The following is a 21,524-nucleotide window of genomic DNA, read 5'->3' on the forward strand; positions in this document are numbered from 1 at the left end:
CTCCTGCCTCCCACGCTTTTTTTCTTCCTCTCTGCTGCGATAATTAGCGTAATGGCTTTGCAGAGGAAAATACTATGGATTACGAATTTCTGCGCGACATCACCGGAGTGGTGAAAGTGCGTATGTCGATGGGCCACGAAGCGGTTGGACACTGGTTCAACGAAGAGGTGAAAGAGAATCTCGCCCTTCTGGACGAAGTTGAACAGGCGGCAAATACGGTGAAAGGCAGTGAACGCTCCTGGCAACGTGCCGGGCACGAATACACGCTGTGGATGGATGGCGAAGAGGTGATGGTGCGTGCCAACCAGCTTGAATTCTCCGGTGATGTGATGGAAGAGGGGATGAGCTACTATGATGAAGAGAGTCTGTCGCTGTGCGGAGTAGAAGACTTTTTACAAGTCGTGACGGCGTACCGGGCGTTCATGAAACAGAAATAGCACACCGGAGCGTCCTTGCTCCCAGCGCGGCTTACACGGTCGGAATATTTCGGCCGTAGTAGATTTCGCGCATCTCTTTCCAGAGCAGGTCAGTAATGGCCTTGCGCTCTTCTTCGCTTAAATCTTCTGGTCGGGTATGGAACATGTAGTGCTTAAGGTCGAACTCCTTAAGTAACATCTTGGTATGGAAGATATTTTCCTGATACACGTTCACATCCATCATGTCATACAGCGACTTCATGTCGTCGGACATAAAGTTCTGAATGGAATTGATCTCGTGATCGATAAAGTGCTTCATGCCGTTAATGTCACGGGTAAAGCCTCGCACGCGATAATCAATCGTCACGATATCGGATTCCAGCTGGTGGATTAAATAGTTCAGCGCGTTCAGCGGGGAGATCACACCGCAGGTCGACACTTCGATATCGGCACGGAAGGTACACAGCCCGCCTTCAGGATGGCTTTCCGGGTAGGTGTGCACGCAGATGTGGCTTTTATCGAGATGGGCGACGACCACTTCCGGCAGCGGGCCCGGATGTTCTGTTTTATCGATAAGTTGAGGGTCGACCGGCTCTTCGCTGACCAGAATCGTGACGCTGGCACCCTGAGGTTCATAATCCTGACGGGCGATATTCAGGATATTCGCGCCGATAATCGAACAGGTTTCTGACAGGATCTCGGTCAGGCGGTTGGCATTGTAGAGTTCATCGATATAGGCGATGTAACCATCGCGTTCTTCCGCTGTTTTGGCATAGCAGATATCGTAAATACAAAAACTCAGGCTTTTGGTCAGGTTGTTAAAGCCATGCAGTTTAAGCTTTTTCAATTAGCTCACCCCCTTAGTGGATAATGCGTCTTGCAGGTACTGCGGTAAGGCAAACGCTGCGGTATGAACTGCCGGATTGTAGTAACGGCACGTAAGACCGGCCTGGTGGAAGCGGGCCTGAATAATTTCGGTGGAAAGATGGCGCAGTACGTCGTTATCTGTCGCCCAGGCAAAGGTCATGATCCCGCCGTAGTACGTCGGAATAGCGGCCTGATAGAAGCTGACATCGCCAAAATAGGTGCTCAGCTTGCGGTGGCTGTCGAGGGCTTCATCCTGCTGCAGGAAGCAGACGCCGTTTTGTGCCACGAAAATCCCGCCCGGCTTCAGGCAGCGCTTGCAGCCTTCGTAGAAATCGGAGGTAAACAGCGATGCGCCGGGACCGATTGGGTCGGTACAGTCGGAGATAATAACGTCGAAGGTCTGGGTCGTCTGATTAACGAAGTTAACCCCATCATCAATGACCAGACTGAAGCGCGGATCGTCATAGCTACCGGCGTTATGGTTCGGCAGGTACTGACGACAGAAAGAGACCACGCCGGCATCAATTTCCACCATCGTAATGGTTTCGATGGATTGATGGCGGGAGACTTCACGCAGCATTGCGCCATCACCACCACCGATAATCAGAACATGCTTCGCATGCCCGTGTGCCAGTAGTGGGACGTGGGTCATCATCTCATGATAGATAAACTCGTCACGCTCGGTCGTTTGCACGACACCATCCAGCGCCATCACGCGGCCAAAGGCGGCATTCTCGAAGATGATCAGATCCTGGTGATCGGTTTTCTCATGATAGAGCACGTTATCAACGGCAAAGTACTGACCAAACTGGTCATGCAGTGTTTCATGCCACAACGTGTGGTCGGCCATACGCGGACTCCTCCTTTGTTAACATCCGTTACGCTCACAAAAAATGAGCGAAACATGATAGCTAACTATAACCGTGGTTGCACGGCTATAGGCTCAACAAGGGGGCGTCGGGAAGGTTATTTCACGTAGGCGAGCAGGCTGAGTGAATCGCGAGCCAGCGCTTTGCATTTTTTGGCGGTAGGGATACCAATACCGCTTAAATCGCGGTAGCTGTCTTCGCCGAGCGCCTTCATGTCGAAGCTATCGTAGTTGCTGAGATCCCATTGGTTTTGCTGGGCAAAAAAGACCAGTGCGCGACGAATCTGCCCGTTGGGCAAATTCTGGTAACCACAATCGTTTTTCAGAAAGACAAAAACTGCCGTCAAATCGGCCATATCTTCCGCTTCATTTTCACTCAGCGCGTAACTGTTCGCACACATCGCCATCAGGCTACCGAACAAAATTGTTCTGAAAAACGTCTTCATTGCTTCTACCACTGCATCACGGAAAATTAACGTTAGCATACTTGATGCCAGGCCGACGATCTTTATTATTGCCGCTTTACTTGACCTTCCGGTAAGGGGAGGGTTTATGCTCAAAAGATCGCCTGCTGGAAATAAGGAAATGAACATGCAACGCCGTGATTTTTTAAAATATTCCGTTGCGCTTGGCGTAGCCAGCGCTTTACCGCTGTGGAGCCGCGCGGCTTTTGCGGCCGACAGACCTGCCTTACCGATCCCTGATTTACTCACCGCAGATGCCCGAAGCCGCATCCAGCTTGTTGTCCAGTCCGGTAAAACGTCCTTTGGCGCACACAGTGCGACAACGTGGGGTTATAACGGCAATCTTCTCGGCCCGGCACTTCAGTTACGTAAAGGGAAAGCGGTAACGGTGGATATCCATAACACGCTGGCAGAGGAGACCACGTTGCACTGGCACGGACTGGAAGTGCCGGGCGAGGTGGATGGGGGGCCGCAGGGCATCATAAAACCGGGCGGTAAGCGAAGCGTGACCTTTACCCCGGACCAGCGCGCCGCGACCTGCTGGTTCCACCCCCATCAGCATGGCAAAACGGGCCATCAGGTGGCGATGGGGCTGGCGGGGCTGGTGCTGATCGAAGATGACGAAAGCCGTTTGCTGCGCCTGCCCAAACAGTGGGGCATCGACGATGTGCCGGTCATTGTGCAGGACAAAAAATTCACCGCTGACGGGCAAATTGATTACCAGCTGGACGTCATGAGCGCGGCGGTAGGCTGGTTTGGCGACACCCTGCTGACCAACGGTGCCATTTACCCGCAGCATGCGGCACCGAAAGGCTGGCTGCGCTTACGCCTGCTCAACGGCTGCAACGCCCGCTCACTGAATTTCGCCACCAGCGATAAACGCCCTCTGTACGTGGTCGCAAGCGACGGGGGGCTGCTGCCTGAACCGGTGAAGGTGGATGCGCTACCGATGCTGATGGGGGAGCGTTTTGAGGTGCTGGTGGATATCAGCGACGGCAAACCGTTTGACCTGGTCACGCTTCCGGTCAGTCAGATGGGAATGGCGGTTGCACCCTTTGATAAGCCGCACCCGGTGCTGCAGATCCAGCCGCTGCAGGTCACGGCCTCGGGCATGCTGCCGGATACCCTGAGCACGCTCCCGGCGCTACCTTCTCTCGAGGGCCTGACCCAACGCAAGCTGCAACTGTCCATGAACCCGATGCTCGATATGATGGGCATGCAGGCACTGATGGCGAAATATGGCAATCAGGCGATGGCGGGTATGCACCACGGAGAGATGATGGGCCATATGAATATGGACCACGGTAAAATGGGCGGCATGGGGCACGGTGGCCATGATTTCGATTTCCACAATGCCAACATGATCAATGGCAAAGCGTTCGACATGAACACGCCAATGTTTGCTGCCACAAAAGGGCAGTTTGAACGCTGGGTGATTTCAGGCGAAGGCGACATGATGCTGCATCCGTTCCATATTCACGGCACCCAGTTCCGCATCCTTTCTGAAAACGGTAACGCGCCACAGGCGCATCGTGCGGGATGGAAAGACACCGTCAGGGTTGAAGGTGGCGTCAGTGAGGTGCTGGTGAAATTTGACCACGAGGCACCGAAGGCGTTTGCCTATATGGCGCACTGCCATCTGCTGGAGCATGAAGATACGGGCATGATGCTGGGGTTCACGGTTTAATATCGTGTGGCCTGATGCCCAGACCTTGGTCCAGAGGGGATAAGCAATAAAAACGGCAACCGAAGTTGCCGTTTTTTTTACCGTTGGCGGTGTTAGTTATTTAGCGTCGTCGGGTAAAGCATAAGCCACAATGTAGTCGCCCATCTTCGTACCAAACGAACCATGACCACCCGCAGAGATGACAACGTACTGCTTGCCATTCACTTCATAGGTCATCGGCGTTGCCTGTCCACCTGCTGGCAGACGGCCTTGCCACAGTTTTTCACCGTTGGTCATGTTGTACGCGCGCAGGTAGTTATCGGCGGTTGCCGCGATGAACAGCACGTTACCGGCGGTAGAAATTGGACCACCCAGCATTGGCATACCCATATTGAACGGGACAGGAACTGGCATCGGGAACGGCATGCTGTCCTGAGGCGTACCAATACGTTTTTTCCAGACGACCTGGTTAGTTTTCAGATCCAGGCCGGAGATATAACCCCAGGCAGGCTGTTTACACGGCAGACCAAACGGCGACAGGAACGGGTTCAGCGTGACGCCGTATGGCACGCCATACTGCGGCTGAATACCCGCTTCAGTACCGCTGCCTTTAGCATCTTTAGGCTGCTCCATTGGGTTGCCTGGACCGCGTGGAATAAGCTTAGAAACAAACGGCAGGGCCATCGGGTTGGCAATCGCCACCTGACGGTTAGGGTCAACGGAGATCCCACCCCATTCGAACATGCCCAGGTTACCCGGGAAGACCAGCGTGCCCTGCTCAGAAGGTGGCGTGAAGATACCTTCATAGCGCAGCTGATGGAACATCACGCGGCACACCAGCTGGTCAAACATTGTGGCACCCCACATGTCTGCACCGCTGAGATCTTTCTTCGGACGGAAGCTCAGGTCAGAGAACGGCTGTGTTTTAGTGACATAGTCGCCTTTGGCAGCGCCCTGCGGAACGGGTTTTTCGGGTGCCGGGACAACAAGCTTACCGTTGCTGCGATCCAGCACAAAGATGTTGCCCGTTTTCGCGGGTGCATAAATCACCGGAACGGTTTTGCCGTTAACGGTAATGTCCGCCAGCGTCGGCTGGGACGGCATGTCCATATCCCACAGGTCGTGGTGAACAGTCTGGTAGCTCCACGCCAGTTTACCGGTGGTCGCGTTCAGCGCCACGATAGAGCTGGCATAACGCTCTTGCTCAGGCGTACGGTTACCCCCCCAGATATCTGGCGTGGTGACGCCCATCGGCAGGTAGACCAGGTCCAGCTTCGCGTCATACGCCGCCGGTGCCCAGGAGTTAGGTGAGTTAAAGGTAAAGGTGTGTTCGTCCGATGGGATCGCGTTTGGATCTTTCGCGCCCGGGTCGAAGGCCCACAGCAGTTTACCGGTGTTCACGTCAAAACCACGGATAACGCCAGAGGTTTCGCGGGTGGAGAAGTTATCGGTTACCGAGCCGGCAATCACGATAGTTTTATCGGTGATGATCGGCGGTGAGGTTGGCTCATACAGACCCGGCGTGGTGTCCGGCATGTTGGTTTGCAGATTCAGGATACCTTTGTTGGCAAAGGTCTCACACAGCTTACCGGTTTCGGCATTGATCGCGAACAGGCGGCCATCGTTTACCGGCAGCATGATGCGGCGAGGACAGTCGGCAATGACTTCAGGGCTCGCATTATCAGCACGCGCTTCGTGGTAAGAGACGCCACGGCAGGTGATGTGCTGGAACGACGGGTTGGAGTTCAGCTGTGGATCGAAGTGCCATTTCTCTTTACCGGTGGCCGCATCAAGCGCGAACAGACGCTGGTGCGCGGTGCACAGATAAAGCATGTTACCGACTTTAATCGGCGTCACTTCGTTGGTCAGTTCACCCGGATCGTTTGGCATCTTCAGGTCGCCGGTACGGAATACCCAGGCTTCTTTCAGGTTCTTAACGTTGTCCGCGTTGATCTGCTTGAGCGGGGAGTAGCGCTGACCTTCCTGATTACGGCCATAAGCTGGCCAGTCGCCATCCGCGACCTGCGAGATAGCCGCAGCTGGGGTGGATTCGGCATTCAGCGTACCGTTAATCTCCTGCGGGTCGTTAAAACCGGCCCAGGTGAGAATGCCGCCGCTGATCAGCAGGGCAACCACCAGCGCCGCAACGGCACCGCTTGAAGGAACAATCAGGCGACGCCACACGAACGGCAGGATCAGCCAGATACCAAAGAAGACCAGGATGTCACTGCGCGGCGTCAGTGCCCAGAAGTCGAAACCGACTTCCCAGACGCCCCAGATCATGGTTGCGAGGAGTAAAGCAGCATAAAGCCATAGCGCGGATTGTTTTCTACGCCACAACAGGACGGTTACGCCAAGCATAACCAGACCCGCAATAGGGTAGTACCAGGAGCCGCCAATTGCGGCCAGCCAGACGCCACCGATTAACAGATACAGGCCGCAGAAGGCGGCGAATAGCGCTGTTAATGTCACCAGTAGACGTGGCTGTTGAGTTTTTATTTCAGCCATAGAAAGTGTACTCGTCAGTTTTGTTAATTATTTGCTAGCAACTAATTATAGGTATTAACAAGTGTGATCGGAATCACAATATTTGCTTTTTATAACTCATGCGCCAGGTGTATCCATTTACTGATATAATGGCTGGCTTGCGTATCGATGCCGGAGTAACATTCATCCGCATTGAGAGATTTTCATTAAAATCATATGGTTAGTAATATGAAACATACTGTTGAAGTGATGATCCCGGAAGCCGAGATCAAAGCGCGTATCGCCGAACTGGGTCGTCAAATCACCGAACATTACAAGGACAGCGGCAGCGAAATGGTGCTGGTCGGTCTTTTACGTGGCTCTTTCATGTTCATGGCAGACCTGTGCCGTGAAGTGCAGGTGTCCCATGAGGTCGATTTTATGACCGCCTCCAGCTACGGCAGCGGCATGTCCACAACCCGTGATGTGAAAATCCTGAAAGATCTGGATGAAGATATTCGTGGCAAAGATGTGTTGATCGTTGAGGACATCATCGACTCCGGCAACACGCTCTCTAAAGTGCGCGAGATCCTGAGCCTGCGTGAGCCAAAATCCCTGGCGATCTGCACCCTGCTGGATAAACCCAGCCGCCGTGAAGTGCAGGTGCCGGTAGAGTTTGTCGGCTTCTCTATCCCTGACGAGTTCGTCGTGGGCTATGGCATTGACTACGCGCAGCGTTACCGTCATCTGCCGTATGTGGGTAAAGTGATCCTGCTCGACGAGTAAGGTTTGTGACGTGCGGTCTGTTGCCCTCTGACGAGGGGATACACAGTAAAAACGGCAACCCGGGTTGCCGTTTTGTTTTTATCTGAACCGCTTACAGGCTGCTATTTATGGTTGACGTGCTTAAGCTTCAGGTTGGCGATCCCGGAACGATAACGCTGCTCCAGCGTTTCACGGTTGGTGGCGGTCACTTCCAGGTTACGAAGCAGACCATCGTGAATACCGTACGCCCAGCCGTGGATCGAGACTTTTTGCCCGCGTTTCCACGCCGATTGCATGATGGTGGAATGGCCAAGGTTATAAACCTGCTCCATCACGTTCAGCTCGCAAAGGGTATCGAGACGACGCTCCTGCGGCATTTCACCCAACAGTGAGCTATGTTTGAACCAGATATCGCGGATATGCAGCAGCCAGTTATCGATTAACCCGAGTTCGGTATTTTCAATCGCGGCCTGCACACCGCCGCAGCCATAGTGGCCACAAATAATGATGTGCTCGACCTCCAGAACGTCAACGGCGTACTGAACAACCGAAAGGCAGTTGAGGTCGGTATGGATCACCAGGTTGGCAACATTACGGTGCACAAACAGTTCGCCAGGCTCGAGACCTGTCAGGCGCTCTGCCGGAACGCGGCTGTCGGAACATCCAATCCAGAGAAAGCGTGGGTTTTGCGCCTGCGCGAGCTTTCCAAAAAATCCGGGGTCTTCCTCCACCAGCATTTTTGACCATAGTGCATTGTTGCTGATGAGTGTATCTATGTCGTTCATGGAGGTTAGCGACCTGTAACCGAGTGATTGCGTTGCGCTAATATAGGGTAACTCGACTTTTAATGAAACCACACAACGTGTGTCAGAACCTAAGGTAAGTTTAATTCATGGCGATTGCACTGGAGCTTGAGCAGCTCAAAAAAACCTATCCAGGCGGCGTTCAGGCGCTGCGTGGGATAGATCTCAAAGTGGAAGCGGGGGATTTCTACGCGCTTCTGGGGCCGAATGGGGCGGGGAAATCCACCACCATTGGCATTATCAGTTCTCTGGTCAATAAAACGTCCGGCCGGGTGAGCGTGTTTGGTTACGACCTGCAAAAAGATGTGGTGAATGCCAAGCGCCAGCTCGGACTGGTACCGCAGGAGTTCAACTTCAACCCGTTCGAGACAGTGCAGCAAATCGTGGTTAATCAGGCGGGTTACTACGGTGTTGAGCGCAAAGAAGCGGTTGAGCGCAGCGAAAAGTACCTCAAACAGCTCGATCTGTGGGAAAAACGCAATGAACGTGCGCGCATGTTGTCTGGCGGGATGAAGCGCCGTCTGATGATTGCCCGTGCGCTGATGCATGAGCCAAAGCTGCTGATCCTTGATGAGCCCACCGCGGGCGTGGATATCGAACTGCGTCGTTCAATGTGGGGCTTCCTGAAGGACCTCAACGACAAAGGCACGACCATTATTTTGACCACGCACTACCTCGAAGAGGCGGAGATGCTGTGTCGCAATATCGGCATCATTCAGAACGGTGAGCTGGTGGAAAACACCTCGATGAAGAGCCTGCTCGCCAAGCTGAAATCCGAAACCTTCATTCTCGATCTGGCGGCGAAAAGCCCGCTGCCGACGCTGGAAGGCTATAACTATCGTCTGGTGGATACCTCAACGCTGGAAGTGGAAGTGCTGCGCGAGCAGGGCATCAACAGCGTGTTCTCACAGCTGAGCGCGCAGGGTGTTCAGGTATTAAGTATGCGTAACAAAGCGAACCGACTGGAAGAGCTGTTTGTCTCTCTGGTGCAGGATAAACAAGGAGACAAGGCATGACGCATCTTTATTGGGTCGCGCTGAAAAGCATCTGGGCGAAAGAGATTAACCGCTTTATGCGTATCTGGGTGCAAACCCTGGTACCGCCGGTGATCACCATGACGCTCTACTTCATTATCTTCGGTAACCTCATCGGTTCCCGCATTGGTGAAATGCACGGCTTTACCTATATGCAGTTTATTGTGCCGGGCCTGATCATGATGGCGGTGATCACCAACGCCTATGCTAACGTGGCATCATCATTCTTTAGCGCCAAGTTCCAGCGTAACATTGAAGAGCTGCTGGTCGCGCCGGTACCAACGCATGTGATCATTGCGGGTTATGTGGGCGGCGGCGTGGCGCGCGGTCTCTGCGTGGGGATTCTGGTGACGGCTATCTCCCTGTTCTTTGTGCCGTTCCAGGTGCATTCATGGCTGTTCGTGGCGCTCACGTTACTGTTGACGGCAATCTTGTTCTCGCTGGCCGGTCTGCTGAACGCGGTGTTTGCTAAAACGTTCGATGATATCAGCCTGATCCCGACCTTTGTGCTGACGCCACTGACCTATCTTGGCGGGGTGTTCTACTCCCTGACGCTGCTGCCGCCGTTCTGGCAGGCGCTGTCACATCTGAACCCGATTGTTTATATGATCAGCGGCTTCCGCTTTGGTTTCCTCGGCATTACGGATGTGCCACTGATTACCACGGTTGCGGTGCTGGTGGTGTTTATTATCGCCTTCTACCTGCTGTGCTGGTCTCTGATTCAGCGTGGACGCGGTCTGCGCAGCTAATCTCCCGCCCGGCGACATTCTGTTTGCCGGGCGCTTTTCTTTGATTGTTATCACCGTACGCTAACCTTCACTCCGCTAAACTACTTGCCTGCTAAGGAGAGAGTGATGCTGGGATGGGTGATCGCCTGCCATGATGAACAGGCGCAGGATATGCTGGATAAACTGGAGGCCAGATTTGGTCCGCTGGCGCAATGCCGTGCGGTTAACTACTGGCGTGGATTGAGCACCAACATGCTCAGCCGAATGATGTGCGATGCCCTGCATGAAACCGACACCGGTGACGGCGTCATCTTCCTGACCGATAAATCCGGCGCGGCACCTTATCGCTCTGCGGCATTGTTGAGCCACAAGCACGACAACTGTGAAGTGATATCAGGCATTAACTCTTTGCTGCTGGAATCCATGTATCCCTTCCGGGAAACCTTAAGCAGCGCTGAATTCCGTCATGCAATCGTCGACAAAAAAGTGGCCGGCGTCAGCAGCCTGTGGCATCAGCAGCAAAAAAATCCTCCCTTTGTCTTGCTCCATGATTTGTATAAGAATTAAACATTGGTATTGATGCTGCTTTTGTTACAATGGTGGCTGATTTTTCGTGTCGATTAATATTCCATGTTCATGCGCGTTGTGTTCCTTCTGTTGCTGCTGGTTTCCGGCGGCGCATCTGCCAGCCTGATCGCTCAGCAAGGGCTTCCCGCCCGATATATGCAAACCACCGAAGATGCGGCTATCTGGGCGCAAGTAGGTAACAATGTGGTCAATGTCGGCAATATCCGTGCCGGGCAAATCCTGGCCGTCGTCCCCACATCCGCTGATTATTACGAGTTTCGTTTTGGCTTCGGCACGGGCTTTATCGATAAAGAGCACCTGGAAGACGTGCAGGGCAAACAGCGCGTGGAAGATAGCCTTGGCGATTTGAATAAACCGCTGAGTAACCAGAACCTGATAACCTGGAAAGACACGCCTGTCTTTAACGCCCCCAGCAGCGGAAGCGCCCCTTTCGGCACGATGAGTGCTAACCTTCGCTACCCCATTCTGAATAAACTTAAAGACCGTCTGAACCAGACCTGGTATCAGATCCGCATCGGCAATCGTCTGGCGTGGATCAGCAGCCTGGATGCGCAGGAAGATAACGGCATCCCGGTCCTGACCTATCACCATATCCTGCGTGATGAAGAGAACACCCGTTTCCGGCATACCTCCACGACCACCAGCGTGCGTGCGTTCAGCAACCAGATGACATGGCTTCGCGATCAGGGCTATACCACGCTGACGATGGCTCAGCTTGAAGGGTATGTGCGTAACAAAATGAACCTGCCGGCGAAGTCTGTGGTGATCACCTTTGATGACGGGCTGAAGTCGGTGAGCCGCTATGCGTATCCCGTCCTCAAAGCGTATGGATTCAAGGCGACGGCGTTTATCATCTCGTCGCGTATAAAACGTCATCCGCAGAAGTGGGCGCCGAAATACCTGCAGTTTATGAGTGTCTCTGAGCTTGAGCAGATCCAGGATGTGTTTGATATCCAGTCCCATACTCACTTCTTGCATCGGGTGGACGGCAATAAACACCCGATCTTACTGAGCCGTAGCCATCACGTGATTTTGTTCGATTTCGCGCGTTCACGCCGGGCGCTGGCGCAATTTAACCCGCACGTGCTCTATCTCTCTTATCCGTTTGGCGCCTATGACGACAAAGCGGTAAAAGCGGCGAATGACGCAGGGTTCCACCTGGCGGTGACAACGGTAAAAGGCAAAGTGAAGCCCGGGGACAATCCGTTCCTGCTTAAGCGACTGTATATTCTAAGGACGGATTCGCTGGAGACGATGTCGCGGCTTATCAGTAATCAGCCGCAGGGATGAGGTGAGAGAAGGCTGTGAACGGTTCACAGCCTTCAGGATATCAGGCAACCTGGACCGGAATGGCTTTCGCGGTGCGTTTCATTTCGTTGTCGCCTTCGAAGTACGCCACTTTTGGCTGCCAGCGACGGGCTTCTTCGTCAGACATCATCACGAAGCTGGCGATGATGACGATATCACCGACGTCGGCACAGTGAGCGGCAGCGCCATTCACGGAGATAATTCTGGAGCCGCGTTCCGCCGCGATCGCATAGGTAGAGAAGCGCTTACCGTTATTCACGTTCCAGATATCAATGGCTTCGTTTTCAAGGATGCCCGCTGCATCAAGAAAATCCTGATCAATGGCGCAGGAGCCTTCATAGTGCAGGTCGGCCTGAGTGACTTTCACACGGTGAAGCTTACCTTGCAGCATTTTGCGAATCATTACGTTTACCTTTAATCATCATGCGTTAACCCCCCGCGAACGAGGGGAGGTAGAGAGTTATGCCAGCTCAACCACTTTATTGTCGATAAGGCGTGCCTGACCGAGCCATGCAGCCACCAGAAGCACCGCGCGCTTGCTGGTATCGGTCAGCTCAAGCAGCGTATCGGCATCACGGATTTGGATATCGTCAGCGCGGAAGCCTTTGTCGTTCAGCGCCTGTTCGGCGAGGGCAACGATCTCTTCTGCACTCAGCTCTTTAGCCACAAGCTGTTCCGCCATGGTATTCATGACCTTGCTCAATCCCGGCGCGATTTTACGCTCATCCGCGGTAAGGTACCCGTTACGGGAACTGAGCGCCAGACCGTCTTTGGCACGCACAATCGGCACGCCCACGATCTCAATATCATAACCCATGTCGGCGACCATCTTACGGATCAACGCCAGCTGCTGGAAGTCCTTCTCACCGAAGCAGGCAACGTCGGGCTGCACCAGGTTAAACAGCTTGCTGACGATGGTTGAAACGCCGCGGAAATGGCCCGGACGGCTGGCGCCTTCCAGCATGGTTGAAATGCCCGGCACGTCCACGTAGGTCGCGTCCTCGGTCCCCTGCGGGTAGACGTCTGCAGGTGCCGGAGAGAAGACAATGTCGGCGTGGCGTTTTTTGAGTTTTTCGCAATCTTCCTGCAGGGTGCGCGGATAGCGCGCCAGGTCGTCGGCACGGTCAAACTGCATGGGGTTCACGAAGATACTGACCACCACGATATCTGCACGCGCTCTGGCTTCATCAACAAGCTTCATATGGCCGTCATGCAGGTTACCCATCGTGGGAACCAGTGCGATACGTTTACCTTCCTGACGTGCACGACGGATATGCTGGCGAAGCAGCGGCAGGGTTTCAATGATTAGCACAACAAGACTCCTTAATGGAAACTGTGTTCTTCACCCGGGTAAACACCGGATTCAACGTCGGCAATATACTGCCGCACAGCAGCACGCATGTCGCCTGCTTCTGCCAGGAAATTTTTGGCGAATTTAGGGATATGACCGCCGGTAATACCAAAGGCGTCGTGCATCACTAAAATCTGACCGTCGGTAACGTTGCCTGCGCCAATGCCAATCACCGGAATCGACAGCGCCTCGGTGATGCGTTTCGCCAGTTCAACCGGCACACACTCCAGCACCAGCAGCTGTGCGCCAGCGGCTTCCAGCGCCAGGGCATCCTCAAACAGTGTCTGTGCCGCGTCACCGCGGCCCTGCACCTTATAGCCGCCAAAAATATTGACGGATTGCGGCGTCAGACCCAGGTGGCCGCAGACCGGCACGGCACGTTCGGTGAGCATTTTCACGGTCTCTGCAAGCCAGGCTCCGCCTTCGATTTTGACCATATTGGCCCCGGCACGCATGACGGTTGCCGCATTCTCGAACGCTTGCTCTGGCGTCGCGTAGGCCATAAAAGGCAGATCGGAAAGCAGCAGACAGGCAGGTGCTCCGCGGCGCACGGCACGGGTATGGTAGGCAATATCTTCGACCGTCACCGGCAGGGTGGAATCATGGCCTTGTACCGTCATCCCTAACGAATCTCCGACCAGCATGACAGTGATACCCTCTTCGGCAAAAAGCTTAGCGAAGCTGTAGTCATACGCAGTAATGGTGGCGAAGCGTCTCTTTTCCTGTTTGCATTTCTGCAGTAAGGAGATGGTGGTTGGTTTCATACTGTTTCCTGATAGCCCAAAAGCGAATCTTTGCGCATTCTAACAGTAACATTTGAGGGAACAATGATTTTAGGCAACCGATTAACCACAATTCAGTGAGGGTTAACCGGTAAAAACGCGGCTCACCAGCGGGCAGGTTTTTCTGCGTCGAGGCTATCCAGCACTGCCTTCAGCGAGAGGCCGTCAGGGAAGGTGAGGTCAGGGGCAACGTCGAACAGCGGCCAGAGCATAAAGCCGCGATTTTTCATGTCGTAGTGCGGAACGGTGAGACGGGGGGTGTTAATCACCTCGTGGCCAAACAGCATAATGTCGAGATCGAGGGTGCGCGGCCCCCAGCGTTCGGCTTTGCGTACGCGGCCCTGCTGCAGTTCGATTCGCTGAGTATTATCCAGCAGCGTGTCGGCATTCAGCGCAGTGTCCAGCACCACGGCGGCATTCAGGTAATCAGGCTGATCCTGTGGCCCCAGCGGCGGTGTCCGGTAGAAAGAAGAGACCGCCACAATACGGCTTTGTGGGATTTCACCCAGCGCCTGAACGGCAGCATTAACCTGCTCCAGCGGAGAGGCCAGATTGCTGCCGATGGCAATGTACGCCAGGGTCATGCCGTACCTTCACGGCGCGGCGCACGTTTGCGCGGACGACGGTGGCGACGACGCGGCGTCGGTTCGTCATCGAGGTCGACGAGCATATCTTTCTGCTCTGGCGGTGCTGAAACCTGGAATTCGCCCCACCACTGCGCCAGACGCTGCAGTTCCTGGTTCCGTTCAATTTCAGCACGCAGCGACAGTAAATCGAATGCAGCGCGGAATTTAGGATGCTCCATCAGCTTCCAGGCGCGTTTACCCTGACGACGAGACATGCGCAGCTGAAGCTGCCAGATATCACGCACCAGCGTCGTAATACGTTTTGGAATGGCGAGCGTGCGGCAGGCTTCATCCAGCACGTCATTTGCGGCCAACGCAAACGCATCGTAGTAGGCCAGACCGCTTTCCTGCGCAATTCTCTGCGCCGCTTCCAGCAGCGGATACCAGAACATCGCGGCAAACAGGAACGCCGGGTTCACTCGCATATCGTTGTGAATGCGGGTATCGGTATTCTTCAGTACCTGCGCAATCATGCGTTCCATTGGGCTGTCACCGTTTTCGGTAAAGCAGCGCGTAATGGTCGGGAACAGGGGCTGGAAAAGGCTGTATTCGCGTAGCAGCTTGTAGGTTTCGTAGCCGTAACCGGCCTGCAGCAGCTTCAGCGCCTCTTCAAACAGACGGGCTGGCGGCACGTCGTTAATCAGCGTCGCCAGACGCGGTATCGGCTCTGCGGTTTCCGGGCTGATGCGCATTGAGAGTTTGGCGGCGAAACGTACGGCGCGCAGCATACGCACCGGGTCTTCACGATAACGCGTTTCCGGCGTGCCGATCAGGCGAATCAGACCGTCTTTCAGGTCCTGCATGCCGCCGACGTAATCACGGACGGTGAAATCTGCCACGCTGTAGTAAAGGCTGTTGATCGTGAAATCGCGACGCTGGGCATCTTCTTCGATAGAGCCGAAGATATTGTCCCGCAGTAGCATGCCGTTCTGGCCGCGCTGGGAGGTGGTGCGATCGGATTCGCCCGCTTCGTGGTGACCGCGGAAGGTCGCCACTTCAATAATTTCCGGCCCAAACATGACGTGAGCAAGACGAAAACGACGGCCAACAAGGCGGCAGTTACGGAATAATTTGCGCACCTGCTCTGGCGTGGCGCTGGTCGTCACGTCGAAATCTTTTGGTTTTTTGCCCAGCAGTAAATCACGCACCCCACCGCCAACGAGATAGGCCTCGTAGCCTGCTTTATTCAGACGATAGAGCACCTTGAGGGCATTTTCACTGATATCTTTGCGGGAAATATTGTGCTGCTCACGTGGAATAACCGACATGCGGTTTTGCGCAATAGCGTCGTTCGCCATGCTCTCTTCGCGGCTTAGCACTTTACGGCAAAAATTAGCGACTCGGGTAAAAATAGTACACCTCGTAGTGTGTTTTGTTATGAAAAAAGCGGCTAATCATAGCTCAGCGCAACGCATTTGAGAATGCTGGATTTTTGGCACGGTCGTCAGCGTCCAGTTGGCGATCGCCATTTTCAGCAGTTCGTCAATTCGCAAATCCTGCCATTCGTTGGTTACATTCTGGTTGAGAAATCGCAGCGCGTCGATCAAAACAGGGCGCGGATCGCCGTCTGGCAGGGCGGGCGCATGATTTTGTTTTGACAGCTTAAAGCCCTGTTCATTGACCGCCAGCGGCAGATGAATGTAATCCGGCGCGTTCCAGCCAAACTGGTGATAGAGCGATATTTGTCGCACGGTAGGTTCCACCAGGTCAGCCCCGCGCACAATTTCCGTCACGCCCTGGAAATGGTCATCAACCACAACCGCCAGGTTATAGGCGAACAAGCCGTCACGGCGGTGGATAATAAAATCTTCGCGTGCAAGACGTTCATCCGCATGGATTTCGCCGGAGAGTAAATCAGTAAAGTGCGTCACCGGGGCATGCTGCTTTATGCGCACGGCGGCCAGTTCTGGGCCGTTATTGCGCGTGCGGCAGTGGCCGTCATAGACGCCACCCACGCTCTGAATACGCGCGCGGGTGCAGGTGCAGTAGTAGGAGAGCCCTTGTGCGTGGAGCCACGCCAGGCGTTCCCGGTAGGCATCATGTCGCCTTGACTGCCAGAGGACGTCGCCGTCCCAGTGAAGACCGTAATGTTCCAGCTGACGCAGAATGGTATCTGCTGCACCGGGAACTTCACGCGGAGGATCAATATCTTCAATGCGGACCAGCCATTTACCGTGACGGGCGCGAGCCTGCAGGTAGCTGCCGAGGGCGGCAATTAATGAGCCGAAGTGTAATTCACCAGAAGGGGATGGCGCGAAGCGCCCAATATAGTGTGATTCAGACATATCAACAGTAACAAGGCGGGAGAAACTCCCGCCTTTAGAGTGTGTAAACAGCGCTGGTATTAACCGGCCATCTGTTTTTCGCGGATTTCTGCCAGCGTTTTACAGTCGATGCACAGATCGGCGGTTGGACGCGCTTCCAGGCGACGAATTCCGATTTCAACACCGCAGGATTCGCAGTAGCCAAAATCTTCGTCTTCGACTTTTTTCAGCGTTTTTTCGATCTTTTTGATCAGTTTGCGTTCGCGGTCACGGTTACGCAGTTCGAGGCTGAACTCTTCTTCCTGAGCGGCACGGTCTACCGGGTCCGGGAAGTTAGCAGCTTCATCCTGCATATGAGTAACGGTGCGATCGACTTCATCCCTGAGTTGATTACGCCATGCTTCAAGAATACGCTTGAAGTGCGACAGCTGGGCTTCGTTCATATACTCTTCGCCCGGCTTCTCTTGATACGGCTCCACCCCAGCGATGGCGAGAATACTCAGGGACGATGTTTTACGGTTTTGCCCTTCTTGCATGTTGCTTCTCCTTAACACGCACTATCGATCCCCGTGTTGGGGGAAAAATCAGGTCGCTATAAATAGCAGATGCTTTTCCGTATGGCAATTATCTAAACGTAACACTTGACAAGCCTGTGAGGAAAAGCGTATTTGCGCACGCGGCCAGAACACTTAATAGTCAATCGTCTAATCCCTTATAAGACAATGGGAAGAGAGGATCTCAGAGTCATATTATCGGCAGAAAGTTCCGCTTTATAAGCCAAAACCTCCACCCCCTGCTTTTGTGCCTCATTCAACAATTGCGCGTATTTGAGATCAATATGGCGGGCTGGAGAAAATCGTTCAATGGCTGAATGTAAAACCGCAAACAGCAATACGGCGCGTTTGCCCGCCGCCGCAACACTCATCAGCTCCCGCAGATGCTTCTGCCCCCGTAGCGTGACCGCATCCGGGAAGTAGCCGTTTTCCTGTTCCGCTAACGTCACTGATTTTACTTCAATATAGCACTCGGGCCGGTCTTCCGCCTGTAACATGAAGTCAATTCTGCTGCTTTCATCGCCATATTTGACTTCACTTTTATGCGTGCCATACCCCACCAGTTCGGGCAGGGTGCCAAGGGTCAATGCTTCCTTAACTAATTGATTGGCGCGCAGGGTATTCACGCAAATAAATGCCCCGTTTTGCGTCTCGGTCATTTCCCAGGTATGGGCATATTTGCGTTTAGTATTTTCTGAAGTGGAATACCAGACCGTGTCACCCGGCGTCGCACAACCGGTCATGGCACCGGTGTTCGGGCAGTGCAGCGTGAGCTGTTCACCTTCGGGGGTGATCACGTCAGCGAGAAAGCGTTTGTAGCGTTGAACCAGCGTGGCGTGCTGCAGGGCAGGACTAAACTTCATCAGAATTCCTTAGGGTATCGCCCAGCGACCAGCGCTGTAGCGGCGTGTAACGGGTGCGTCCTTGGGTAAAGACCGATTCGTAAAGCGCGAAGGTATTGACCTCAACGTCCCAGTGAAAGCCGGGTGGCGGAATGGCAACGGCCTGACCGGCATCGCGCAGCAGGGTGATATGCGGATGAAACGGCTGCGGACTCTGGTAACACCCGCTGCGAGCCGCCTGGGCGCGCAACATACTGGCAAGCTGTAAAAGCCCGCGGGGCGGCTGGCGCGTGCCCAGCCAGACCACGCGTGAGCGCAGCCACTGGCCCGCGTCGTCGAGGTGCAGCGTAAACGCCGGCTGAGAAATGCGGCCAGCCATTGCTGCCAGCGCGCGCTGTTTTTCGGCGCTGACATCGCCCAGAAAGGCCAGCGTCAGGTGCAGGTTTGCCGCCGCGATCGGACGGCCTGCGTCCTGGGGAAAATGGCTGGCTCGCCAGCGAACGATTTTTCGCTGCAGCGTGGAGGGCAATTCTATGGCAAAAAACAGCCGTTTCGACTCAGACATACAGGGGACTCGGTAATGGTATGCGCCGATGCTACAATGTACGCCGACTAATGTTAACCCTCTGGAGTTGTTAGTGTCCTCATTGCCGGTCGCCGTCGTCCTTCCTGAGCTTCTTGCTGCCTTACACCATGCCCCACAGGTTTTACTTAACGCCCCGACGGGCGCAGGTAAATCTACCTGGCTGCCGCTGCAGATCCTCAAAGAGGGCACTGTCCGCGGGAAAATTATCCTGCTGGAGCCGCGCAGGCTGGCCGCACGGAACGTGGCGCAGCGCCTGGCGGAACTGCTTGGTGAAAAGCCGGGCGAGACGGTGGGTTACCGTATGCGCGCCGAAACCTGCGTTGGCCCGTCCACGCGCCTTGAGGTGGTGACCGAAGGGATCCTGACCCGCATGCTGCAAAACGATCCGGAGTTAAACGGCGTCGGATTGGTGATTCTGGATGAATTCCACGAGCGTAGCCTGCAGGCAGATCTGGCACTGGCGCTGTTACTTGATGTTCAGCAAGGGCTACGCGACGACCTCCGGTTGCTTATCATGTCCGCTACGCTGGATAACGAGCGACTGCAGCAGACGTTGCCCGACGCGCCGGTTATCGCCTCCGAAGGCAGAGCATTTCCCGTTGAGCGTCGCTATCAACCATTGCCTGCCCATCAGCGTTTTGACGACGCGGTAGCCATCGCAACCGCCGAATTGCTCCGCCAGGAATCGGGATCGCTACTGCTGTTTTTGCCAGGCGTAGGCGAGATCCAGCGCGTGCAGGACCAACTGGCTTCCCGGGTGGGAAGTGAGGTGCTGCTTTGCCCGCTCTACGGCGCGCTGTCACTGGCGGATCAGCGTAAAGCAATCCTGCCCGCGCCCGCGGGGCAGCGTAAGGTGGTGCTGGCAACCAATATTGCCGAAACCAGTTTAACCATTGAAGGCATTCGTCTTGTGGTGGACAGTGCGCAGGAGAGGGTGGCGAGCTTTGACGCGCGCACCGGGCTGACTAAACTGCTGACGCAGCGCATAAGCCAGGCGTCAATGGTTCAGCGAGCAGGCCGTGCGGGACGTCTTGAGCCCGGTATCTGCCTGCATTTGACCAGCGCGGAGCAGGCTGAACGCGCTGCACAGCAAAGCACGCCGGAAATTTTACACAGCGATCTGGCGGGGCTGGTGATGGATCTTCTGCAGTGGGGATGCCCGGATCCGGCACAGCTGACCTGGCTTAATCCTCCACCCGCCGCGAACCTTGCTGCTGCCCGGGCCTTACTGAACCGCCTGGGGGCGCTTGATGGTGAGCGATTGTCATCCCGCGGGCAAAAAATGGCCGCGCTGGGCAATGACCCTCGCCTGGCGGCGATGCTGGTGGCCGCGCAGGGGGAAGATGAAATTGCTACGGCGGCGAAACTGGCGGCTATTCTTGAGGAGCCACCACGCGGTGGCAGCAGCGATCTGGCGCAGGCCTTTTCCCGCAATCAGGGGAACTGGCAGCAGCGGGCGCAGCAGCTTTGCCGGCGACTCAACGGCAAAGCCGGATCGCCAGACAGCGCGGCTATCGCGCCTCTGTTAGCGCAGGCGTTTCCCGACAGGATCGCGCGTCGTCGCGGTCTGGACGGGCGATATCAACTGGCCAATGGCATGGGTGCGATGCTGGACAGCGATGACGCCATGACGCGTCACGAATGGCTGATTGCGCCGTTACTGTTACAGGGTAGCCACTCCCCGGACGCGCGTATTTTACAGGCTATCGCGGTGGATATAGATGCCCTGACGCGTGCCTGTCCGCAGTTGATCCAGCAATCCGATACCGTGGAATGGGATGAGGCTCAGGGCACGCTGAAGGCGTTTCGTCGCAGCCAGACAGGTAAACTGATCCTCGGCACCACGCCGCTGGCAAAACCGTCGGAAGAGGTGCTGCATCTGGCCATGCTGAACGGCATCCGGGACAAAGGGTTAGGGGTGCTGAACTGGACGCCAGAGGCGGAACAGTACCGTATTCGTCTTCACTGTGCCGCGCGCTGGCTACCGGAGTATGACTGGCCCGCGGTCGATGATGAGACATTGCTGGGCTCGCTTGAACGCTGGCTGCTGCCGCAAATGCACGGTGTACACTCGCTGCGTGCGCTAAAAGCGCTTGATGTTAAGGTCGCGTTACAGAATTTACTGGACTGGTCATTACGTCAACGTCTGGATAGTGAACTGCCAGGGCATTACACTGTGCCGACCGGAAGCCGGATTGCCATTCGTTATCACGAGGATAATCCTCCGGCGCTGGCGGTACGTATGCAGGAAATGTTTGGAGAAGCCACCACGCCTTCTGTGGCGCAAGGGCGCGTCTCTCTGGTGCTGGAGCTGTTGTCGCCAGCCCATCGCCCGTTACAGATTACCCGCGACCTGGGGGCATTCTGGGCGGGGAGCTACCGTGACGTGCAAAAAGAGATGAAGGGGCGGTATCCCAAACATGTCTGGCCGGACGATCCGGCAAATACGGCACCGACACGACGGACGAAGAAATATTCGTGACGGGTGTGGCTGGGAACGTGCGGCTTGATGCCCTCACCCGCAGGGTGCGGGAGAAAATACTAAA

The 21,524-nt window shown here is 55.0% G+C and carries 22 protein-coding genes; 8 read left to right on the plus strand and 14 right to left on the minus strand.

Annotated features, from left to right (window positions below; translation table 11 throughout):
* The first annotated feature begins 74 nt into the window (after window positions 1–74).
* Window positions 75–437: a protein YacL gene (yacL, locus tag BJP35_RS08490; protein ID WP_047743436.1), complete on the plus strand. Its 363-nt coding sequence runs from the start codon at window positions 75–77 to the stop codon at window positions 435–437.
* 31 nt (window positions 438–468) lie between these two features.
* On the opposite strand, the gene speD is transcribed toward yacL, so the two are convergent.
* From speD to BJP35_RS08505, 3 genes are all read right to left on the minus strand, one after another.
* Window positions 469–1,263, minus strand: coding sequence for an adenosylmethionine decarboxylase (gene speD, locus BJP35_RS08495; RefSeq protein WP_014168660.1), 795 nt, complete (start codon window positions 1,261–1,263; stop codon window positions 469–471).
* Window positions 1,264–2,133, minus strand: a complete 870-nt coding sequence (gene speE, locus BJP35_RS08500) for a polyamine aminopropyltransferase (protein ID WP_014168661.1) — start codon at window positions 2,131–2,133, stop codon at window positions 1,264–1,266.
* A gap of 116 nt (window positions 2,134–2,249) precedes the next feature.
* Window positions 2,250–2,597: a YacC family pilotin-like protein gene (locus tag BJP35_RS08505; protein ID WP_014882582.1), complete on the minus strand. Its 348-nt coding sequence runs from the start codon at window positions 2,595–2,597 to the stop codon at window positions 2,250–2,252.
* Window positions 2,598–2,742: 145 nt separating this feature from the next.
* On the opposite strand from BJP35_RS08505, the gene cueO reads away from it, so the two are divergent.
* A complete protein-coding gene (gene cueO / locus BJP35_RS08510; RefSeq protein ID WP_047743438.1) occupies window positions 2,743–4,302 on the plus strand; it encodes a multicopper oxidase CueO in 1,560 nt (519 codons plus the stop codon).
* A gap of 96 nt (window positions 4,303–4,398) precedes the next feature.
* Here the strand turns inward: cueO and BJP35_RS08515 are convergent, their stop codons facing one another.
* The gene (locus BJP35_RS08515) at window positions 4,399–6,789 is read right to left on the minus strand and encodes a glucose/quinate/shikimate family membrane-bound PQQ-dependent dehydrogenase (RefSeq protein WP_047743440.1); all 2,391 of its coding nucleotides are present in this window, start codon (window positions 6,787–6,789) and stop codon (window positions 4,399–4,401) included.
* A 207-nt stretch (window positions 6,790–6,996) separates the two neighbouring features.
* Between BJP35_RS08515 and hpt the strand changes: the two genes are divergently transcribed.
* Window positions 6,997–7,533 carry a hypoxanthine phosphoribosyltransferase gene (hpt, locus tag BJP35_RS08520; protein ID WP_025205381.1) on the plus strand — a complete coding sequence of 179 codons (537 nt, stop codon included), beginning with the start codon at window positions 6,997–6,999 and terminating at the stop codon, window positions 7,531–7,533.
* 101 nt (window positions 7,534–7,634) lie between these two features.
* Here hpt and can read toward each other — a convergent pair whose 3' ends face one another.
* Window positions 7,635–8,297 (minus strand): carbonate dehydratase, encoded by a 663-nt coding sequence (gene can, locus BJP35_RS08525; protein WP_020882596.1) that lies wholly within the window; start codon window positions 8,295–8,297, stop codon window positions 7,635–7,637.
* A 107-nt stretch (window positions 8,298–8,404) separates the two neighbouring features.
* Here can and BJP35_RS08530 point away from each other — a divergent pair, with 107 nt between their 5' ends.
* From BJP35_RS08530 to BJP35_RS08545, 4 genes are all read left to right on the plus strand, one after another.
* Entirely contained in the window at window positions 8,405–9,331 is a 927-nt protein-coding gene (locus tag BJP35_RS08530) for an ABC transporter ATP-binding protein (protein ID WP_014168668.1), read from the plus strand.
* Window positions 9,328–10,098, plus strand: coding sequence for an ABC transporter permease (locus BJP35_RS08535; RefSeq protein WP_014168669.1), 771 nt, complete (start codon window positions 9,328–9,330; stop codon window positions 10,096–10,098). Before BJP35_RS08530 ends, BJP35_RS08535 begins: the two co-directional genes overlap by 4 nt.
* 105 nt (window positions 10,099–10,203) lie before the next feature.
* The gene (locus BJP35_RS08540; protein ID WP_020882597.1) at window positions 10,204–10,644 is read left to right on the plus strand and encodes a PTS sugar transporter subunit IIA; all 441 of its coding nucleotides are present in this window, start codon (window positions 10,204–10,206) and stop codon (window positions 10,642–10,644) included.
* 63 nt (window positions 10,645–10,707) lie between these two features.
* Window positions 10,708–11,955: a polysaccharide deacetylase family protein gene (locus BJP35_RS08545; protein ID WP_014168671.1), complete on the plus strand. Its 1,248-nt coding sequence runs from the start codon at window positions 10,708–10,710 to the stop codon at window positions 11,953–11,955.
* Window positions 11,956–11,995: 40 nt separating this feature from the next.
* Here the strand turns inward: BJP35_RS08545 and panD are convergent, their stop codons facing one another.
* From panD to thpR, 9 genes are all read right to left on the minus strand, one after another.
* Window positions 11,996–12,376, minus strand: coding sequence for an aspartate 1-decarboxylase (panD, locus tag BJP35_RS08550; protein WP_014168672.1), 381 nt, complete (start codon window positions 12,374–12,376; stop codon window positions 11,996–11,998).
* A gap of 57 nt (window positions 12,377–12,433) precedes the next feature.
* Entirely contained in the window at window positions 12,434–13,285 is an 852-nt protein-coding gene (gene panC / locus BJP35_RS08555) for a pantoate--beta-alanine ligase (RefSeq protein WP_025205376.1), read from the minus strand.
* A gap of 11 nt (window positions 13,286–13,296) precedes the next feature.
* On the minus strand, window positions 13,297–14,088 hold the full coding sequence (gene panB, locus BJP35_RS08560; RefSeq protein WP_014168674.1) for a 3-methyl-2-oxobutanoate hydroxymethyltransferase: 792 nt from the start codon (window positions 14,086–14,088) through the stop codon (window positions 13,297–13,299).
* 122 nt (window positions 14,089–14,210) lie between these two features.
* Complete coding sequence (gene folK, locus BJP35_RS08565) at window positions 14,211–14,690, minus strand: 2-amino-4-hydroxy-6-hydroxymethyldihydropteridine diphosphokinase (protein WP_020882600.1); 480 nt, start codon at window positions 14,688–14,690, stop codon at window positions 14,211–14,213.
* On the minus strand, window positions 14,687–16,084 hold the full coding sequence (gene pcnB, locus BJP35_RS08570) for a polynucleotide adenylyltransferase PcnB (RefSeq protein ID WP_071605427.1): 1,398 nt from the start codon (window positions 16,082–16,084) through the stop codon (window positions 14,687–14,689). The genes folK and pcnB overlap by 4 nt, the downstream gene beginning before the upstream one ends.
* Window positions 16,085–16,126: 42 nt before the next feature.
* Window positions 16,127–17,017 (minus strand): tRNA glutamyl-Q(34) synthetase GluQRS, encoded by an 891-nt coding sequence (gene gluQRS, locus BJP35_RS08575; protein ID WP_014168677.1) that lies wholly within the window; start codon window positions 17,015–17,017, stop codon window positions 16,127–16,129.
* Between the two features lie 59 nt (window positions 17,018–17,076).
* Window positions 17,077–17,532 carry an RNA polymerase-binding protein DksA gene (dksA, locus tag BJP35_RS08580; RefSeq protein WP_001155232.1) on the minus strand — a complete coding sequence of 152 codons (456 nt, stop codon included), beginning with the start codon at window positions 17,530–17,532 and terminating at the stop codon, window positions 17,077–17,079.
* Between the two features lie 176 nt (window positions 17,533–17,708).
* Window positions 17,709–18,413 carry a DNA/RNA nuclease SfsA gene (gene sfsA, locus BJP35_RS08585; protein ID WP_014168679.1) on the minus strand — a complete coding sequence of 235 codons (705 nt, stop codon included), beginning with the start codon at window positions 18,411–18,413 and terminating at the stop codon, window positions 17,709–17,711.
* Complete coding sequence (gene thpR, locus BJP35_RS08590) at window positions 18,403–18,957, minus strand: RNA 2',3'-cyclic phosphodiesterase (protein WP_014168680.1); 555 nt, start codon at window positions 18,955–18,957, stop codon at window positions 18,403–18,405. The genes sfsA and thpR overlap by 11 nt, the downstream gene beginning before the upstream one ends.
* A gap of 73 nt (window positions 18,958–19,030) precedes the next feature.
* On the opposite strand from thpR, the gene hrpB reads away from it, so the two are divergent.
* Window positions 19,031–21,460, plus strand: a complete 2,430-nt coding sequence (hrpB, locus tag BJP35_RS08595; RefSeq protein WP_086463032.1) for an ATP-dependent helicase HrpB — start codon at window positions 19,031–19,033, stop codon at window positions 21,458–21,460.
* The last annotated feature ends 64 nt before the right edge of the window (window positions 21,461–21,524 follow it).

Origin of the sequence: Enterobacter sp. J49 (genome assembly GCF_002148625.1) — a bacterium.
GTDB classification, from domain to species: Bacteria; Pseudomonadota; Gammaproteobacteria; order Enterobacterales; family Enterobacteriaceae; genus Enterobacter; species Enterobacter ludwigii.

Coding starts and splice junctions, on each gene's coding strand:
- BJP35_RS08505 (WP_014882582.1), bottom strand. CDS start 2,597: ATGAAGACGTTTTTCAGAACAATTTTGTTCGGTAGCCTGATGGCGATG.
- dksA (WP_001155232.1), bottom strand. CDS start 17,532: ATGCAAGAAGGGCAAAACCGTAAAACATCGTCCCTGAGTATTCTCGCC.
- panB (WP_014168674.1), bottom strand. CDS start 14,088: ATGAAACCAACCACCATCTCCTTACTGCAGAAATGCAAACAGGAAAAG.
- folK (WP_020882600.1), bottom strand. CDS start 14,690: ATGACCCTGGCGTACATTGCCATCGGCAGCAATCTGGCCTCTCCGCTG.
- yacL (WP_047743436.1), top strand. CDS start 75: ATGGATTACGAATTTCTGCGCGACATCACCGGAGTGGTGAAAGTGCGT.
- hpt (WP_025205381.1), top strand. CDS start 6,997: ATGAAACATACTGTTGAAGTGATGATCCCGGAAGCCGAGATCAAAGCG.
- thpR (WP_014168680.1), bottom strand. CDS start 18,957: ATGTCTGAGTCGAAACGGCTGTTTTTTGCCATAGAATTGCCCTCCACG.
- BJP35_RS08545 (WP_014168671.1), top strand. CDS start 10,708: ATGTTCATGCGCGTTGTGTTCCTTCTGTTGCTGCTGGTTTCCGGCGGC.
- BJP35_RS08540 (WP_020882597.1), top strand. CDS start 10,204: ATGCTGGGATGGGTGATCGCCTGCCATGATGAACAGGCGCAGGATATG.
- panD (WP_014168672.1), bottom strand. CDS start 12,376: ATGATTCGCAAAATGCTGCAAGGTAAGCTTCACCGTGTGAAAGTCACT.
- cueO (WP_047743438.1), top strand. CDS start 2,743: ATGCAACGCCGTGATTTTTTAAAATATTCCGTTGCGCTTGGCGTAGCC.
- speE (WP_014168661.1), bottom strand. CDS start 2,133: ATGGCCGACCACACGTTGTGGCATGAAACACTGCATGACCAGTTTGGT.
- gluQRS (WP_014168677.1), bottom strand. CDS start 17,017: ATGTCTGAATCACACTATATTGGGCGCTTCGCGCCATCCCCTTCTGGT.
- can (WP_020882596.1), bottom strand. CDS start 8,297: ATGAACGACATAGATACACTCATCAGCAACAATGCACTATGGTCAAAA.
- sfsA (WP_014168679.1), bottom strand. CDS start 18,413: ATGAAGTTTAGTCCTGCCCTGCAGCACGCCACGCTGGTTCAACGCTAC.
- BJP35_RS08515 (WP_047743440.1), bottom strand. CDS start 6,789: ATGGCTGAAATAAAAACTCAACAGCCACGTCTACTGGTGACATTAACA.
- BJP35_RS08535 (WP_014168669.1), top strand. CDS start 9,328: ATGACGCATCTTTATTGGGTCGCGCTGAAAAGCATCTGGGCGAAAGAG.
- BJP35_RS08530 (WP_014168668.1), top strand. CDS start 8,405: ATGGCGATTGCACTGGAGCTTGAGCAGCTCAAAAAAACCTATCCAGGC.